The 15,879-nt window shown below is 59.2% G+C and carries 15 protein-coding genes; 8 read left to right on the top strand and 7 right to left on the bottom strand.

The features are described 5' to 3' along the window. Positions 1 to 2: 2 nt before the first annotated feature. Entirely contained in the window at positions 3 to 962 is a 960-nt protein-coding gene (locus AC1DE4_RS24145; RefSeq protein WP_477883429.1) for an ABC transporter permease, read from the bottom strand. Positions 963 to 980: 18 nt separating this feature from the next. Then, positions 981 to 1,949 (bottom strand): ABC transporter permease, encoded by a 969-nt coding sequence (locus AC1DE4_RS24150; RefSeq protein ID WP_169682115.1) that lies wholly within the window; start codon positions 1,947 to 1,949, stop codon positions 981 to 983. 13 nt (positions 1,950 to 1,962) lie between these two features. Here AC1DE4_RS24150 and AC1DE4_RS24155 point away from each other — a divergent pair, with 13 nt between their 5' ends. Beyond that, entirely contained in the window at positions 1,963 to 2,127 is a 165-nt protein-coding gene (locus AC1DE4_RS24155) for a hypothetical protein (RefSeq protein WP_169682114.1), read from the top strand. A gap of 177 nt (positions 2,128 to 2,304) precedes the next feature. Here AC1DE4_RS24155 and AC1DE4_RS24160 read toward each other — a convergent pair whose 3' ends face one another. Further along, on the bottom strand, positions 2,305 to 3,870 hold the full coding sequence (locus AC1DE4_RS24160; RefSeq protein WP_192305231.1) for an ABC transporter substrate-binding protein: 1,566 nt from the start codon (positions 3,868 to 3,870) through the stop codon (positions 2,305 to 2,307). Positions 3,871 to 4,040: 170 nt separating this feature from the next. On the opposite strand from AC1DE4_RS24160, the gene AC1DE4_RS24165 reads away from it, so the two are divergent. The 5 genes from AC1DE4_RS24165 to AC1DE4_RS24185 all read left to right on the top strand — a co-directional run bounded on the left by AC1DE4_RS24165 (position 4,041) and on the right by AC1DE4_RS24185 (position 10,464). Further along, a complete protein-coding gene (locus AC1DE4_RS24165) occupies positions 4,041 to 5,516 on the top strand; it encodes an amidohydrolase family protein (protein WP_477883432.1) in 1,476 nt (491 codons plus the stop codon). A gap of 176 nt (positions 5,517 to 5,692) precedes the next feature. Continuing rightward, on the top strand, positions 5,693 to 6,712 hold the full coding sequence (locus AC1DE4_RS24170) for an amino acid ABC transporter substrate-binding protein (RefSeq protein ID WP_477883434.1): 1,020 nt from the start codon (positions 5,693 to 5,695) through the stop codon (positions 6,710 to 6,712). 68 nt (positions 6,713 to 6,780) lie between these two features. Continuing rightward, on the top strand, positions 6,781 to 7,929 hold the full coding sequence (locus tag AC1DE4_RS24175) for an amino acid ABC transporter permease (protein ID WP_477883436.1): 1,149 nt from the start codon (positions 6,781 to 6,783) through the stop codon (positions 7,927 to 7,929). A 2-nt stretch (positions 7,930 to 7,931) separates the two neighbouring features. After that, positions 7,932 to 9,029: an amino acid ABC transporter permease gene (locus tag AC1DE4_RS24180; RefSeq protein WP_477883438.1), complete on the top strand. Its 1,098-nt coding sequence runs from the start codon at positions 7,932 to 7,934 to the stop codon at positions 9,027 to 9,029. Next, entirely contained in the window at positions 9,022 to 10,464 is a 1,443-nt protein-coding gene (locus AC1DE4_RS24185; protein ID WP_477883440.1) for an amidohydrolase family protein, read from the top strand. Before AC1DE4_RS24180 ends, AC1DE4_RS24185 begins: the two co-directional genes overlap by 8 nt. Positions 10,465 to 10,790: 326 nt before the next feature. Here the strand turns inward: AC1DE4_RS24185 and vapB are convergent, their stop codons facing one another. The 4 genes from vapB to AC1DE4_RS24205 form a co-directional block, all read right to left on the bottom strand. Continuing rightward, positions 10,791 to 11,021, bottom strand: coding sequence for a type II toxin-antitoxin system VapB family antitoxin (gene vapB / locus AC1DE4_RS24190; protein ID WP_169682104.1), 231 nt, complete (start codon positions 11,019 to 11,021; stop codon positions 10,791 to 10,793). Positions 11,022 to 11,366: 345 nt separating this feature from the next. Beyond that, positions 11,367 to 12,119: an ABC transporter ATP-binding protein gene (locus tag AC1DE4_RS24195; RefSeq protein WP_477883442.1), complete on the bottom strand. Its 753-nt coding sequence runs from the start codon at positions 12,117 to 12,119 to the stop codon at positions 11,367 to 11,369. Beyond that, complete coding sequence (locus AC1DE4_RS24200; RefSeq protein WP_169682100.1) at positions 12,113 to 13,177, bottom strand: FecCD family ABC transporter permease; 1,065 nt, start codon at positions 13,175 to 13,177, stop codon at positions 12,113 to 12,115. The genes AC1DE4_RS24195 and AC1DE4_RS24200 overlap by 7 nt, the downstream gene beginning before the upstream one ends. Before the next feature lie 3 nt (positions 13,178 to 13,180). Next, positions 13,181 to 14,311, bottom strand: a complete 1,131-nt coding sequence (locus AC1DE4_RS24205; RefSeq protein ID WP_477883447.1) for an ABC transporter substrate-binding protein — start codon at positions 14,309 to 14,311, stop codon at positions 13,181 to 13,183. A gap of 102 nt (positions 14,312 to 14,413) precedes the next feature. Here AC1DE4_RS24205 and AC1DE4_RS24210 point away from each other — a divergent pair, with 102 nt between their 5' ends. Continuing rightward, positions 14,414 to 15,229 carry a class I SAM-dependent methyltransferase gene (locus AC1DE4_RS24210; RefSeq protein WP_477883449.1) on the top strand — a complete coding sequence of 272 codons (816 nt, stop codon included), beginning with the start codon at positions 14,414 to 14,416 and terminating at the stop codon, positions 15,227 to 15,229. Between the two features lie 238 nt (positions 15,230 to 15,467). Beyond that, a complete protein-coding gene (locus AC1DE4_RS24215; protein ID WP_477883450.1) occupies positions 15,468 to 15,731 on the top strand; it encodes a hypothetical protein in 264 nt (87 codons plus the stop codon). Positions 15,732 to 15,879 lie beyond the last annotated feature (148 nt).

Genomic DNA, 15,879 nt, shown 5'->3' on the forward strand with positions numbered 1-15,879 from the left:
ACTTACCTCAGTTTCGGATTAAGGGCGTCACGCAACCAGTCGCCGAGCATGTTGACGGTGACGACAAGCAGGCAGAGTTGAATGACGGGAAACAGGACGATCCACCAGGAACCGGAAAACAGGAACTGGTTGCCAATGCGGATCAGCGTGCCGAGTGACGGCTGGGTCGGCGGCATGCCAATGCCGAGGAACGACAGCGTCGCTTCCGTCAGGATCGCCATGCCGAAGTTCAGCGTAGCGGYGACCATGACCGGTGTCAGCGTGTTGGGCAGGATGTGCAGCATCATGATGCGGCGGGCCGGCACACCAATGAGTTTTGCCGCCGACACATAGTCCTTGCCGCTTTCCACGATCGCCTGGGCACGTACAGTTCGTGCATACTGCACCCAGGCTGAGAGCGCGATGGCAAGCACGAGCACCGCAGAAGCTCCGGCGTCGCGCAGATATTCCGGGAGCATCTGCCGAACAACCGTCGAAACAAGGATGGCGACAAGGATGGTCGGGATCGACAGCGTGATATCGCCAATGCGCATCAAAAGATTGTCGGTGAAGCCGCCGAAATAGCCGGCGATCAAACCCGCAGCCATGCCGATCACCAGCGACAGCACCACGGAGGCGACGCCGATGACGATGGAAATGCGTGTGCCGTAGAGGATGGCTGAGAGCATATCGCGTCCCTGCGTATCCGTGCCGAGCAGGTAGGGCCATTCGCCTTCAGGAGCCCAGATCGGCGGCAGTTCCGCCTTCCACATGTCGAGTGAAGCGCCGTCATAGGGATTTTGCGGGGCGATCAGCGGGGCAAAGACCGCCGCGAGAACGAGGATCGCCAGCACGAGCGCGCTGATCTGCGCCGAGCGGCTCTGGGTGAATGACCACCAGATGTCGCTGCTGCGGATACGCCTCAGGATCGAGGGACGGGTCGGCTTTGCCGTTGGCTGCATGGTCGTTTGTGGAAGGGTCATCGAACCGGTCCCCTTAAGTTAGCGTGTCGAACGCAGACGGGGATCGATCACCGCATAGGTGATATCGACCAGCGTGTTTAGCACGACGAAGATGAAGGCGATGATGCAGAGATAGGCGGCCATGACAGGGATATCGAGGAAGGTCACCGCCTGGATGAACAGCATGCCCATACCCGGCCACTGGAAGACGGTCTCGGTGATCAACGCAAACGCAATCAGCGAACCGACATTCATGGCCGTCATGGTGACGACCGGCATCAGACAGTTGCGCAAGGCATGGCGGAAATAGATGCGCCAACGCGGGATACCGCGGGCGCGGGCGAACTTGACGAAATCCGATCGAAGGACTTCCAGCATTTCAGCGCGCACCAGCCGCATGACGAGCGTGATCTGATAGAGTGCCAGCGCGATCGACGGCAAGATCAGGGCGGCGCGCCCGGACGGCGTCAGGAACCCCGTCGACCACCAGCCGATCTGCACCACGTCCCCGCGCCCGAAGGATGGCGCCCAGCCAAGGATGACGGCGAAGACGAGGATGAGCAGGATGCCGACGACGAAGCTCGGTAGTGAAACCCCGACAATAGACAGGAACTGCAGGCCTTCAGTATACCACTTGCCGCGCTTGATGGCTGTAATCACCCCAAGCGGCAGGCCGACGACGAGCGACAGAAATGTTGCGACCAGCACCAATTCCAGTGTCGCCGGGAAGCGTTCGGCGATCAGCGGCAGCACCTTCTGGCCGTTACGGTAGGAAACGCCGAAATTGCCCTGCGCTGCATCGCCGACGAAACGCACATATTGGGTGATGAGACCGTCATTAAGGCCCAGCCGGTCACGCAGCGCATCCTTGTCCGCTTGCGAGGTCTGCTCTCCGACCATCAGCTCGACGGGGTCACCCGCCAACCTGAAGATCAGGAAGGCAAGCATGGCGACGGCAAGCATCACCAGGATCGCATTCCCGAGGCGCTTGATGATGAAAACCAGCATGGGAACCCCTTAGGTGCGCGCCACTCCCGGCAAAAGGCCGGACGGCTCGATCAATCACATCAAGAGCTGGGAGACCGGCTCGCGGGAAGCCGAGCGCCCGCCGCTGCAGCTTGCCGATCGTAGCGAGACGAGCACTCCTCCGCGCACAACCTCCCTTGCTCTCGTCTTTGCCTATTAAGACAGGCTTTAAAAAGTTGTCAACGTAATTGTAGACAATATTGGTGATTAAAAATTGCGTTATTACCAACATTTTCGGCCAAGCTGTGACCGATGGAACTCGTGCAACCCCACATGAAAAGAGCGCTTCATGGCTCGATGAAACGCTCTTCTATTGTCACACGAGAATGTCTGGCCGTTACTGTCCCATCTTGGTCAACCACTGACGCGGTTTGTTATCGGCGCGAAAGTCGATACTCTTGACCGTGCCCAGCATGGCCCAGGCGATCGGCTGCTGGTGCAGCGGAATCAGCATGACTTCGTCCTTGGCGATCTTCAGGGCCTGGCCTTCAAGCGCAAGGCGCTTGGCATTGTCCGGTTCCTGGGCAGCGGCAGCAACGAGCTTGTCGAGTTCCGGATTGGACCAGTTGCCGTAATTGGAAACCCCCATTGCGCCCTGCTTGGTCGACAGCACCTGCGCCAACATCGAGTAGGCATCTAGCGTCGGCTCGTTCGCCCAGCTGAGGTTGAACATGTCGGCCTTGCCGGCGCTGCGCTTCGGGGTTTGGACGGCGCGCGGAGCGATATCGATCGTTGGTTTGAAACCGCCGCGCTTCATCATGTTGGCGATACCTGAGCAGATATCTTCCTCGTTGATGCTTTCGTCATTCATGCAAGTGTAGGTGAAGGCGAGATCCGTCTGTCCGGCTTCGACCAGCAGCTTCTTCGACAGTTCCGGATCAGCTGGACTATAGGTATCGAGTGCCTTGTCGTAGCCGGAGATTTCTGGCGCGATCAACGAACCGGAAGGGCGGGCAAGGCCGCGCATGACTTTTTTGTTGATGAGCTCACGGTCGACAGAGGCTTCGACAGCCTGACGCACGCGGATGTCGTTGAAGGGGTTCGGACGACCGTCTTCCAGCTTTTCCTTGCGGTTGAAGTTCAGGAAAACAGTGCGCAGCTCGGTGCGCTTCTTGACGGTGATGCCCGGCGACGACTCAAGCCGCGGCAGGTCCTGGATCGGCGCGCTGTCGATGAGATCAATTTCCCCGGAGAGAAGCGCAGCAACACGGGTTGCGGCAGAGGCGATCGGCACGAACTCGATACGGTCGAGATTATGCTTCTTCTCATCCCACCACCCGTCATTGACGACGAGAACCGTCTTGCTGTCCGGCACACGGCTTTCGAGCTTGAACGGGCCCGTGCCGTTGGTGTGCATGGTGGTATAGCCTTCGGTCTTCGTGGCAACGTCCGTCGGCTTCTCGCTATTGTTGGTCTTCAGCCAGCCGGCATCAAAGATGAAAATGTTGGTGATGTCGTTGAGGAACAGCGAGGTCGGCGCAGTAACGGCGATATCGACAGTATAGTCGTCAACCTTGGTCACTCCAGCATAGAGCGGAATGTTTCCACGTAGCGGTGAGGTCGCATCGGAAACGCGGGTGAAGGATGCAACCACGTCGTCGGCCGTAAAATCGGCGCCGTCATGGAACTTTACGCCCTTTCGCAAGGTGAAGCGCCAGGTCTTGCCATCAACCAGCTTCCATTCGGTGGCAAGTGCGGGCTCGATCCGGAATTCAGGCCCATAGCGCACCAGGCCCTCATAGATGTGATTGAGGAAAGCGAGGTTCGAGGTCGACGGCACCGAATAGGGGTCGAGCGAATAGAGATCGGCGCGTCCGCCCCAGCGAAGTGTTTCTGCGCTGGCAGGAACGGCGATGGCAGCCGCGGCCATCGCGGCGAGGATGAAGCTTTTCACACGGGACATGATTCCCCCCTTATGGATCGTTGATAAGCCTGACCGGCCTAGACCCCAGGCAAAGCGGAGTATTGTTTTGCTCGTCGTCATTGTCAATTATATTGTTGACAATTATCGTACCCAAAAACAACGATTAAAGTTGCCAATATTACGATGTTCGAAAAAGCGGAGGAAAGAGCATGGGAAATTTGCTGCTGCTGCACGGCACCATGGTAACCGTGGATCACGAGAGGCGGATTATCGAGGACAGCGCTCTGGCAATCCAGGGCGACCGGATCGTCGATATCGGCACGGCAGATGAGCTTCAGCAACGACACACGGACAAACAGGTCATCGATTGCCGCGGCAAACTGATCATTCCCGGCCTCATTGACGCCCACGGACATGCGGGCCATGCGTTGATCCGCAGCATTGCGGCCGATACCAACTCCATGTGGATGAAAGTCGTCACGCCCACCTACTACCACTACGTCACGCGAGACTATTGGTACGCCGACGGCCTCGTTTCAGGCATCGAACGCCTGTGCGCAGGGGTAACGACGTCGGCCAGCATCATCACCTCGATGCCGCGTGCCGATGATCCGGTATTTGCGATCAATCACGCTCGTGCCTACAGCGAAATCGGACTGCGGGAAATCATCTGCGTCGGCCCCTCCGGCCTGCCCTGGCCGCATCCTGTCACGCGCTGGGAAACCGGCTCACCAGAGCGACGTCACGTCAGTTTCGACGAAATGATCGAAGGCAGCGAAGCCGTTATTGAGGCGCTGGACGGCAGCGCGCAGGGCCGCATCAAGGTGTTCCTCACACCGTTCACCATCGTTCCCTCTGTCGAACCCTCGAATGCCTCCACGCCGGACCAGGCCGTGAGACTCACCGAAAATGATCGCCTGCAAGCTCGTCGCATCCGCGAAACTGCACGAAAGTGGGGCGTTCGGCTGCATTCCGACGCCTTTGCCGGTCAAATCCGCATGGCGTTTCAGGACAAGGAAAATGCCCTTCTCGGACCGGATATCCACCTCCAACACTGCTGGGGCATCTCGCATGAGGAAATCGATATCCTGGCCGAGACCGGCACCCACGTTACACACGCCCCGCCCGGCCGCTCAACACCAATCATGGAGATGATGTCAAAGGGTATCCGGGTTGCCATCACGACGGATGGCGCAGCACCCAGCCGTCATTTCGACATGCTGCAGACCGCCCGGCTGGCGCAATTCACCCAGCACCTGCTGCACAACCACGATCGCTACTTGCTGCCACCGGGCAAGGTCTTCGAGATGATAACCATCGACGCGGCTCGCGCCATCGGCATGGAACATGAAATCGGATCGCTTGAAGTCGGCAAGAAGGCCGACATCGCCATCATCGACATGCGCAAGCCACATCTAATGCCGATGTGGATGCCCGTTCACCGCCTCGTTCACCAAGCGCTCGGAAGCGACGTCGATATGGTTATTGTCGATGGCAATGTCCTGATGGAGGGTGGCCAGGTAAGGACCGTCGACGTTGATGCGGCCATTTCCTTCGGCCAGGCGGAAGCATTGGCATTGGCGGCGCGTGCCGGTCTTGAAGCCCATATGCACGACCCCGGGTGGGGCCGCCTGCTGCGCACCTTCGACGAACCAGTTTTGCCGCCTCACCCCCCCATGTGCTGACCCAGGAAGTCGTGCATCCCGCCATACGCCGGGTGACGTGCATTCTTCGTGCATCAGCTATCAGAGTCCGTGTTGCCAATAATTGAAAGGTATTGTACACAATCGTGTATGCATTATGGCCCTCGAGGCGGAGAGGAGCTGCCGGCGATCATGCATCAATCAAAAGGGAGGAATGAATGAAAAGACGGACTCTGGCAGGTTGCCTTGGTGCAGTTCTCGGACTACTGGGAACCACGACAGTGCATGCAGACACACTCGACACCGTAAAACAGCGCGGCAAGCTCGTTTGCGGTGTCTCCCTTGCGACACCGGGCTTTGCTGCCCCTAACGACCAGGGTCGCATGGAAGGCTTCGACGCCGACATCTGCCGCGCCGTTGCAGCTGCCGTCTTCGGTGATGGCGAAAAGGTCGAGTACGTACCGACCAACATCAACACTCGCTTCCAGGCGCTGCAGTCCGGCGAAATCGACGTCCTGTCGCGCCAGACCACCCAGACCTATACCCGTGATGCCTCGCTCGGCCTCGATTTTGCGCCCGTCGTCTTCTATGACGGCCAGGGCCTGATGGTCTCGAAGTCGCTCGGCGTGACGAGTGCCGCCGAACTCAAGGACGCTGCGATCTGCACCCTGCCGGGCACCACCACGGCGCAGAACCTTACCGACTTCTTCGGCAAGCTGGGTGCAAAGTTCGAACTCGTTGTGTTCGAAAGCCCGGATGAAAACCGCGCTGCCTTTTTCAGCGGTCGGTGCGACGCGATCTCGTCTGACCGCTCGGACCTAGCCTCGATCCGCGCGGTCTCCAATAATCCTGATGACTACGTCGTTTTGCCGGAAACGATCTCGAAGGAACCGTTGGCGCCGGCCGTCCGTCAGAATGACTCCAACTGGCGCGATATCGTCTCCTGGTCGGTTTGGATGCTGATGGCGGCCGAAGAAAAGGGCATCACAAAGGCCAATGTGGACGAGAAGCTCAAGAGCGACGATCAGGAAATCCAGCGCATGCTCGGCGTTACCGACAAGCTCGGTGAAATGCTGAAGCTCGACGACAAGTGGGGCTACAACATCGTCAAGTCTGTCGGCAATTACGGCGAAGTCTTCGAACGCGCCGTCGGCGAGAAAACCCGTCTCGGCATGACCCGCGGTCCAAATACCCAATGGAACGCGGGCGGCCTGCTCTACGCGCCGCCTTTCCGTTGAGATAAGGTTCGCGTCCGCCCCCGCGCGGGCGCGACCACCTCTCGCGGTTCTCTCGACGGAGGGCTCGAATGGCTCTGCTGCGCAATGCGCGCTACCGCGCGCTTTTTTATCAATGGTTGGCGATCGGCGTGATCGCTCTCATCGCTTGGTCGATGTTTGCGACCGCAAGCCAAAATCTTGCCAAGCACGATATCGCAACCGGCTTCTCCTACCTTTCGAGGCAGGCTGGCTTCGTAATCAGCGACGCCGCGCTATCCTATCAGCCGACCGATACGGTAGCCCGAGCGTTGTTCGTCGGGTTCGCCAACACCGTCAAGGTCTCCATCTTTGCCGCCCTCTTCGGCACCATTCTGGGGCTTCTGGTCGGTATCGGCCGCATGTCGCGTAATCCACTGCTGCAAAGGCTGATGCTCGCCTATGTCGAGGCGTTGAGAAATGTTCCTCTACTGCTCTATCTGCTGTTCTGGTATGCCGTCATTATCAATGTGCTGCCGCCGGTGCGCGCAGCGCTGACTTTGGCGCCACATGTCTATCTGTCGAACAGCGGCCTCGTTATCCCCTCCGTCACCTTCGAACGCGGCCTTGCCTTGGGGGCCGCCGCTCTTGTCATCGGCATAGCCTGTGCCATTGTCATCCGGCACGTCGCCATGCGCCGCCGGGTTGCAACCGGCCAGCCGAACCACGGCGTACTTTTCGCCTGGATCTCCGCGATCACACCGATCGCGCTCGTGGTTTTCCTTGGCGGTATCGCCATGACATTCGATCTTCCGGAAAAAGGCCGTTTCCGTCTGAGCGGCGGCCTGCAGGTGAAGCCCGAATTCGTCGCGCTGCTGTTCGGGTTGGCGCTTAGCGTCTCGGCAAACGTCGCCGAGATCGTGCGCGCGGGCATCCAGGCCGTCAACAAGGGGCAATGGGAAGCCTCGATGGCACTCGGTCTCCCCCGGCGCCGCGCTATGCGTCTGGTCATCCTGCCGCAAGCGCTGCGGCTGATCATTCCGCCGCTCACCAACACCTATCTTACCGTCTTCAAGAACAGCTCGCTGGCGATTGCCATCGGATACCCCGATCTCGTGATGGTCTCCAACACCGTCATGAACCAGACGGGTCAAGCGATGGAAACCATTGCGATCTTTATGGGAACCTATCTCGGCCTGTCGATCGCCATTTCGCTGCTCATGAACTGGTATAACAGCCACGTAGTTCTAAAGGATCGCTGACCGTGACGGAACTTCAACTCGTGCTCGTCACAACAACCACAAGCGAAGCCCCTCCTCCGCGGCAATCCGGCTGGCGGCGCGATCTGTTCGGCACACCAGGCAATGCGCTGATAACGGTGCTTTGCGTCGTGGTCCTTGCCACAATAGGCTGGCTCGCAACCCAGTGGCTCGTTCTCAACGCGACGTTTACCGGCACGCCGGAAGCCTGCAAGACAGCGAGCGGCGCCTGCTGGCCGTTTCTCAGCACGAAGCTTCGCTACATGGCATTCGGCTTCTACCCCTTCGAAGAGCAATGGCGGCCGTTGCTGGCACTCATCGTCTTCCTTGGCGCCTCCTTCCTTTCGATGGTGCCGCGGCTGTGGAGCAGCAGGCTCCTACTGCTCTGGATCGTCGTTATCCTGCCGGGACTTTGGGTTTTGATGGCCGGCGGCATCTTCGGCCTGCCTGCGATCCCGACCACACAGTGGGGCGGCCTCCCGCTCTCCTTCATGCTTTCCTTCATCGGTCTTATCTGCGCGCTGCCGCTCGGCATCCTGCTTGCCTTATCGCGTGCCTCTGATCTGCCTGTCATCCGGGTGTTGGCGACAAGCTTCATCGAAATCGTGCGCGGCGTACCGTTGATCAGCATTCTCTTCATGGCAACGGTGATGCTGCCGCTGTTCATGCCAGATGGCATCACCGTGGATAAGCTGCTGCGCGCCCAGATCGCCATCATCATCTTTGCGGCTGCCTACATCGCCGAAATCGTTCGCGGCGGCCTGCAGGATGTACCGAAGGGCCAGCTCGAAGCCGGGGCGGCTTTGGGGATGGGCTATTGGCTCGTCATGTTCAAGATAGTACTGCCGCAGGCAATCAAGAAGGTTATTCCTCCACTTGTCGCGCTTTTCATCGGCTTCTTTCAGGACACAACGCTCGTCACCATCGTCGGTCTGCTCGACTTTCTCGATACGGTGCGCTCGGCGATGCGCGACCCATCATGGCAAGGCATCGCGGTGCTGGAGGGCTATATCTTCGCCGCTGTCGTCTATTTCATCTTTAGCGCGCTGATGGGAGCCTATAGCCGCTTCCTGGAGCGATATTTCAGGACCACCCATGACTAGGCCAGTTCATGTCATCAGAAAAGTCGAAACCATCGTCGCCCATGACGACCAGACCGGCACCCATGCTTATATGTCCGATGGCGATATCGCCTTCGATGAGACTGCGATCCTGCATGTTGGCGGTCGCTACAATGGTCCCTTCGACCGGGAAGAGTACGGGCACGGTCGCATGTTGCTCCCGGGCCTGATCAACATTCACTGCCATTCCGACGAAGAGCCCTTGTCTAAAGGCATTTTCGACGACGTCGGTACCGCCGCCCTCTGGGGGCAGGCGATGTATGAATATTCGACACTGATCGAGATCAGTGAGGAGGCCCGCGAAGCCTCTCTGACCGTCATGCTCGGAGACTTGATCCGCAGCGGAGTCACCACGCTGGTGGATATCGCGGGCCCGCACGATGCTTGGCTCCCCACGCTCGTCAAAAGTGGAGCCCGCGCCTACGCCGCGCCGGGCTTTCGCGAGGCCAGGTGGCATGTTGCAGACAGCCACCGCCTCGATTATCACTGGGACCGGCGCCGTGGACGGGAGGCTTTTCAAGAAGCACTTGCCTGCGTCGACTCGGCACAAGCTCACCCATCAAGCCGTCTCGGCGGCATCGTTTCGCCGTCCCAAGTCGAAACCTGCTCGCCAGATCTACTTATAGAAGCCGCCACCGCCGCAAAAGACCGCGGCGTCCCGATCACGCTCCACGCAGCTCAAACCATGGCCGAACATGAAGAGTTGGTGCGTCGAACCGGCATGACCGCCGTGCAATATCTGGAAAGCATCGGTATTCTCGATGAAAGACTGATCCTCGGACATTGCATCTTCATCGACAGCCATTCCTGGACCCGAGAGCGCACCGAGACAGATATGGCGCTCCTTGCACGACGTGGCACAACGGTAGCACACTGCCCAGTTACCTTCTCCCGCAGCGGCATGATCCTGGAGTCCATCGGCCGCTATCGCCGCGCCGGCGTGAATGTCGGCATCGGCACGGATAGCTATCCCTACAACATGCTGGAAGAGATGCGCAGGGCGCTCATCTGCTCCCGCGTCGCCGGCAAAAGCGTGTTTGACATCAAGACATCCGACATCCTCGACATGGCGACCCTTGCGGGTGCGAATGCGCTGGGCCGGAAGGATATCGGACGGATCGCCGTCGGTGCCAAACCGGATTTCTCGCTGATCGACCTCAATCACCCCGCCATGCAACCGGTTTACGACCCGTTGCGCAATCTTCTCCATTGCGCAGCCGAGCGGGCAGTCAAGGCTGTCTATGTCGACGGAAGGCGCATTGCCAGCGACGGGAAGCTTGAGGGGCTGGACTATGACGGCGCGGTTCAGGTCATGCGGGAAGCATTGAAATTCACGACAGGCCGTATTGCTGCGAACGACCCGCGCGGCAGGTCGCTATCCGAGCTCGCGCCCTTGTCCCTTCCTACCAAAACGTAGGCAAACACACAGCTTTCAAATTCATAGTCGGGAGTACGCATCCTGAGAACGACGTCAGGAGTGGCTTTCATCGGCAGCGGAAAACGACGATCGGAATGATCGACTCGATTCGCTTTTTCCAATCGTACAGCGTTCATGAGTGCGAGTTGGCCAGTCCAGTCCTCGACGCGTAAGCCGGGCACACAATCAAACTCGCGTCGATTACTCGATCGGGGGGAGCGTAGCAAAAGCCCTTGATAGAATACGAACTGCCGCCTCGCGCACCTGCTGCCGGCGGTTCTTCATCGTAAAGATACAGATGTTTGTATCCAGCATGTACTGCAGCATTAAAATGCTTCACGCTCCCGCAGGGCCGGTTGATCACGTTCGTTCATAAAATCCGAGGTAGCCGCTTCGCCATCGAACCAGCTGTCCCAAACTTCTCCGGCAGGGGCGATAATCCTCGTGCGTCCAACTGCGACAATATCGACGCGCTTTACATCATCAGGCAGAGCGACGGCCTTCGGCAACCGAACGGCCTGGCTGCGATTGCTTTGAAACACTGCACCTTGTTCCATTTCCTATCCTCCGCGATATACGAAAGCCATATCCCACTTAGTTTTGCGAATGGGATATGGCAATGGGATATACCTCGGCACACTGGGCGAGGTTTGAGAACTCGGTCCAACGCCGCGGCCTGTGTCGATGCGCTCAAGGCCGGACATCAGCACCATGCTGGAGGTATTTTCGACGACCTGCCACCAGACACTGCGATCATCGGTATCGCGGCACGCAGCTGACTCGAAGGTCAGGTCGTCGAATCGCCTGCCTGAAGCGAAAATGAGTCATCGTGCCTGCGCGAAGCGAGCGATTCTGGATTTGCGATCGGAGTGCTCCAGCTTATCGCGGCAGCATCAACTCGATCAGAGCGCCCCATCGACAATGACTACGGGTCGCCCGCGCGAGCAGGATTCGATGCGGGCATCCACACGATAGATGTCGCGCAGCATTTTCGATGTGATCACGTCAGCGGTCGCGCCGCTCGAGGTCATTTCCCCATTGGCGATAACGATCGTGTTTGTGCAATAGCGCAAGGCGTGATTGAGATCATGGAGCGCAATGAGCACGATCATGCCGGTGCGGCTGGCGAGATCGACGACGAATTCCAGTACATCGATCTGGCGATGGAGGTCGAGGGCCGAGGTCGGCTCGTCCATCAGCAAGACCTCGGGTTTGCGCACCAGCGCCTGGCCGAGCGAGACGAGCTGTCGCTGGCCGCCCGACAGGGCATCTAGCCCCCGGAAGGCAAGGTCCTCGATATGCAACGCCTTCAGGATCGCGTCGATCTCGAAAAGCTCTTCGTCCTTTACCCGCCAGCCGCCGCCCTGTTTTGTGGCAAGCAGGAGCGACTCGTAGACCGTCAGCACGGCATTCGAGCCGGTGTCCTGCGGCATGTAGCAGATCGCCCGGTCGCCGCGCGTCGCATCCGAAAGCTGCACGACACCGGGGCCGGAAATTAGACCGGCGATTCGCTTGAACAGCGTCGACTTGCCTGCCGCATTCGGGCCGATCACGGCCGTAGTGGAACCGGGCGTCAAGAGCTCGATTGCGACCTTGGACAGAACTGTCGTGCGGCCATAGCTGGCGCCGAGGTCTTTAAGCACCAAGCTTACCATGCTCGCCTCCGGTTCGAGAAAATCAGGACGAAGAAGAAGGGAACGCCGACAAGCGCGGTGATGACGCCGATCGGCAGGATGGCGCCGGGGATCAGCACCTTGCTGACGACCGACGTCGCCGAGAGCAGCAGCGCACCGCAGATCACGGAACCGGGCAGAAAGAACCGCTGGTCCTCTCCCACGACCATGCGCGCGATATGGGGGCCGACAAGGCCGACAAAGCCGATCGTCCCGACGAAGGAGACAGGAATGGCGGCAAGCAGGCTGACGACAAGCATAGTGTGAAGGCGCAGGCGCCGGACATTGACGCCCATACTTGCAGCCTTGTCGTCCCCGAGCCTCAGGGCTGTCAACGCCCAGGCGTTACGCACGAAGAGCGGTAGCGTCACGACGAGAATTGCGCCGGTGACGAAGACCTTGTCCCACGTCGCCTTGGTAAGGCTTCCCATGGTCCAGAACACGACTGCGGCGAGCGCCTGTTCGGAGGCGAGGTATTCGAGAAGCGACAGGGCGGCATTGAACGTGAAGACGAGGGCGATGCCGAGCAGCACGATCGTCTCGACCGTAACACCGCGCAGCGTCGATGCGAAATGGATGAAGAGCGCGGCCACCATCGCCATGACGAAGGCATTGACCGGAACCATGTATTGAACCGCGCCCGGAAAAATGGCGACACCTGCAACGAGCCCCAGCGCCGCGCCAAAGCTGGCGGCCGCCGAAATGCCGAGCGTGAAGGGACTGGCGAGCGGGTTCGAAAGGATCGTCTGCATCTGCGCACCTGCCACCGAGAGCGACGCGCCGACCGTGATCGCCATCAGCGCAATTGGCATCCGGATATCCCAGATGACGACACGCAGCTGGTCACCGGCAGCCTCCGGGGAAGCGAGCGCCGACAGCACCTCGGCAAGGCTGTAATTCGCGGGGCCCAATGCCATGTCGGCAGCCATGCTTGCAGCAAGCGCGACGACAAGACCTGCAAGGATGAGGATGCGCCGAAAGGCAAGGGCGCGATATTGATCGCGCCCCGTCACCTTCGTTTCGATCGTCGCAACGCTCATCGCCTATTCGCCCTTCAACGAGACGAAGTAGCCTGGCTTGTAGTCGAGCGGCAGGAAGCGCGCGTGAAGCTCCTTGAAGGTTGCTTCCGGATCGAGTCCGTTGAACAGGTCGGGGTGCAGCCACTTGGCGATCTGCTGGATTGCGACGAACTGGTAGGGATTGTTGTAGAACTGGTGCCAGATGGCATGGACATTGCCATCCTTGACCGCCTTGATGCCGGTAAAGGCTGGGCGTTTCGTCAGGTTTTCGAGCTTGCGGTGCGCTTCGGCAATATCTGCGCCATAGCCGACGCCGACCCAATTGCCACCAGGCACATACCCTTCCCACATGCCGCCGGTGATAATGACCTGATCAGGATTGGAGGCGATGATCTGCTCCGGGTTCACCGTGCCGAAGGTGCCGGGAATGATGCCCTTTGCCATGTTGATGCCGCCGGCCAGCTCGACCATCTTGCCGAAATTCTCGCTGCCGAAGGACATGCAGCAATCGTCGGAATAGCCGCCCGCACGCTCCATGAAGACGACCGGCTTTGCGGGGTTACTCTTCTCCAGGACATCCGTGACCTTCTTGATGGCGTCGGCGCGGAAGGTGATGAAGTCTTCGGCAACCTTCTCCTTGCCCATCAGCGTGCCCATGATACGCATGCTAGGCTCGGTGTTTTCCATAGGCTTTTCCCGGAAGTCGACATAGACCAGGGGAATGCCGACCTTGGCGAGCTTGTCGATATATCCGGCCTCTTCCGTAGCTGTCTTGGCGTCGACATTCATCAGGATGACATCGGGTTTCAAGGCTACTGCCTGTTCGATATCGAACGTGCCATCCTTCATACCGCCGAAGGTCGGCAGCTTGGCGATGCCAGGGTATTTTACGAGATAGGCCGCGTATGATTCCGGGTCCGCCTTCGGCAGGTCGTCGCGCCAGCCGACGACGTGCTGGAACGGGTTGTCCTTGTCGAGCGCGGCAAGGAAATAGATCTGCCGGCCTTCGCCGAGGATGACGTGCTTTGCCGGTACATTGACTTCGACGTCGCGGCCCGTCACGTCCCTCACGACGACGGGGTCGGCAATCGCGGGCAGCACTGTGGACACGAGAACGCCAAGGGCGATCATTGCCGACTTGCCAGAAAAGCGCATGGTTGAATCTCCGGTGGAAACTGACCGGCACTTATTATTTGATGACTTTCATAGTCAAGATTTATCTTTTAGAAGCGTTCGAAGCTGAGAGAAGGACGGAACATGCAGAGCGATCGAATGGCAGACAGCGCCAATTTCACCTTGCGCGATGAGATCAAGGCCTATTGGTCTGAACGCGCGGCAACATTCGACCAGTCGCCCGGCCACGAAATTTTCTCCGAGGAGGAGCGTGCGGCCTGGCACGCACTGATCGGGCGGCATCTCGGCCGCGGCGATGGCCGCAAGGCCCTCGACCTTGCCAGCGGCACCGGTGTGATCTCCCACCTGATGGACGATCTCGGCTACCAAGTCACCGGCATCGACTGGTCGGAAGCCATGCTGGAGCGGGCACGCGCCAAGGCGGCATCGCGGGGACGGGCGATCCGCTTTCACGTTGGCGATGCAGAGAACACGCTTGAAGCCGATGACAGCTACGACGTTATCATCACCCGCCACCTTGTGTGGACGCTGGTTGACCCCGAAGCCTGTTTTGCGGAATGGCTGCGCGTCCTGAAGCCGGGCGGGAAGCTGCTGATCATCGACGGGGATTTCGTCAACACGGGCCTTGCTGAGCGGCTCATCAAGCGTCTCGCGACCTTCCTCGAACGGACGAACCTCATCAAGACACAGGCACCCCATGCCCCCGCCACCATGGGCAGCATGCATGAGAGTATCCTGTCGCGCGTCCATTTTTCTGGAGGCGCACGGGTTGATACGGTTTCCCGCATGCTGAAAGCAACCGGTTTCTCCCCCGTTGCGGCCGACACTAACCTGCGGAAGATCCATAAGGCGCAGTCGCAGTATTTCGGCTTCTTCAAAGCAATCGCACGAGGCCTTCAGCATCGTTACGCGATCATAGCGCAAAAGCCAGCTGAATAGTCAGCAGCGGATTTTGAGGAACCTCCAGCCCTTGAGATGTCATCAAGTGTGAATAGCGGCCGGCACCGTGGCACGACAGGGCGCGCGGCAGCTCGCCGGGCGGCACCATGACGGTGCTTGATGTCTCGCAACTTAGTCGCAGCGAGTGCCTTTACAGCCTTAGATCAGTTGCGGCCAGATGGGAGCCGTGCCTATTATAGGTAGTGCTCCTGCGGATGGACAGCGGGTGGACCATGGAATGCTTACCGTTGACGTTATGTTGCTAATTGCTGCTGCGGTGCTCACGGGAGCTCTGCTGCTGCTTTGTGGTTGGCCCCTGCCTATATCTCGCTCGTTGACCGGCGCTCTCGCTGTCATCATGGCGGTGGTGGGTTTGGGACTGATGCTGTTAGTTTTCAAAGATGCGTCGATGAAGGTGAATACACAGCACTTGAGCGTGCAAGCGAGCCTCGATACGCCTCGGCTGGTCCCCTACCCCAATCTCGTTAAACAGCGCGAGTGAGTCGATCGTGAAGAACTCGCTTTCAGGCAGGTTGTTGCGGCATCGGTCGGCTCTGGAACGTGAGGAAGAGTGCGGCGAACAGACACAAAAGTTGCCTGAACCATCGCAGCAGGAGGGAGAAGTTGTATCCGGCGGCGGCCAGAACGGC

Source organism: Rhizobium sp. 10N414 (assembly GCF_056394785.1).

What these genes read in the sequence shown, in the direction of transcription:
- AC1DE4_RS24150 (WP_169682115.1), bottom strand. Translation starts at nt 1,949, where the DNA reads ATGCTGGTTTTCATCATCAAGCGCCTCGGGAATGCGATCCTGGTGATG.
- AC1DE4_RS24160 (WP_192305231.1), bottom strand. Translation starts at nt 3,870, where the DNA reads ATGTCCCGTGTGAAAAGCTTCATCCTCGCCGCGATGGCCGCGGCTGCC.
- AC1DE4_RS24165 (WP_477883432.1), top strand. Translation starts at nt 4,041, where the DNA reads ATGGGAAATTTGCTGCTGCTGCACGGCACCATGGTAACCGTGGATCAC.
- AC1DE4_RS24170 (WP_477883434.1), top strand. Translation starts at nt 5,693, where the DNA reads ATGAAAAGACGGACTCTGGCAGGTTGCCTTGGTGCAGTTCTCGGACTA.
- AC1DE4_RS24175 (WP_477883436.1), top strand. Translation starts at nt 6,781, where the DNA reads ATGGCTCTGCTGCGCAATGCGCGCTACCGCGCGCTTTTTTATCAATGG.
- AC1DE4_RS24185 (WP_477883440.1), top strand. Translation starts at nt 9,022, where the DNA reads ATGACTAGGCCAGTTCATGTCATCAGAAAAGTCGAAACCATCGTCGCC.
- vapB (WP_169682104.1), bottom strand. Translation starts at nt 11,021, where the DNA reads ATGGAACAAGGTGCAGTGTTTCAAAGCAATCGCAGCCAGGCCGTTCGG.
- AC1DE4_RS24195 (WP_477883442.1), bottom strand. Translation starts at nt 12,119, where the DNA reads ATGGTAAGCTTGGTGCTTAAAGACCTCGGCGCCAGCTATGGCCGCACG.
- AC1DE4_RS24200 (WP_169682100.1), bottom strand. Translation starts at nt 13,177, where the DNA reads ATGAGCGTTGCGACGATCGAAACGAAGGTGACGGGGCGCGATCAATAT.
- AC1DE4_RS24205 (WP_477883447.1), bottom strand. Translation starts at nt 14,311, where the DNA reads ATGCGCTTTTCTGGCAAGTCGGCAATGATCGCCCTTGGCGTTCTCGTG.
- AC1DE4_RS24210 (WP_477883449.1), top strand. Translation starts at nt 14,414, where the DNA reads ATGCAGAGCGATCGAATGGCAGACAGCGCCAATTTCACCTTGCGCGAT.
- AC1DE4_RS24215 (WP_477883450.1), top strand. Translation starts at nt 15,468, where the DNA reads ATGCTTACCGTTGACGTTATGTTGCTAATTGCTGCTGCGGTGCTCACG.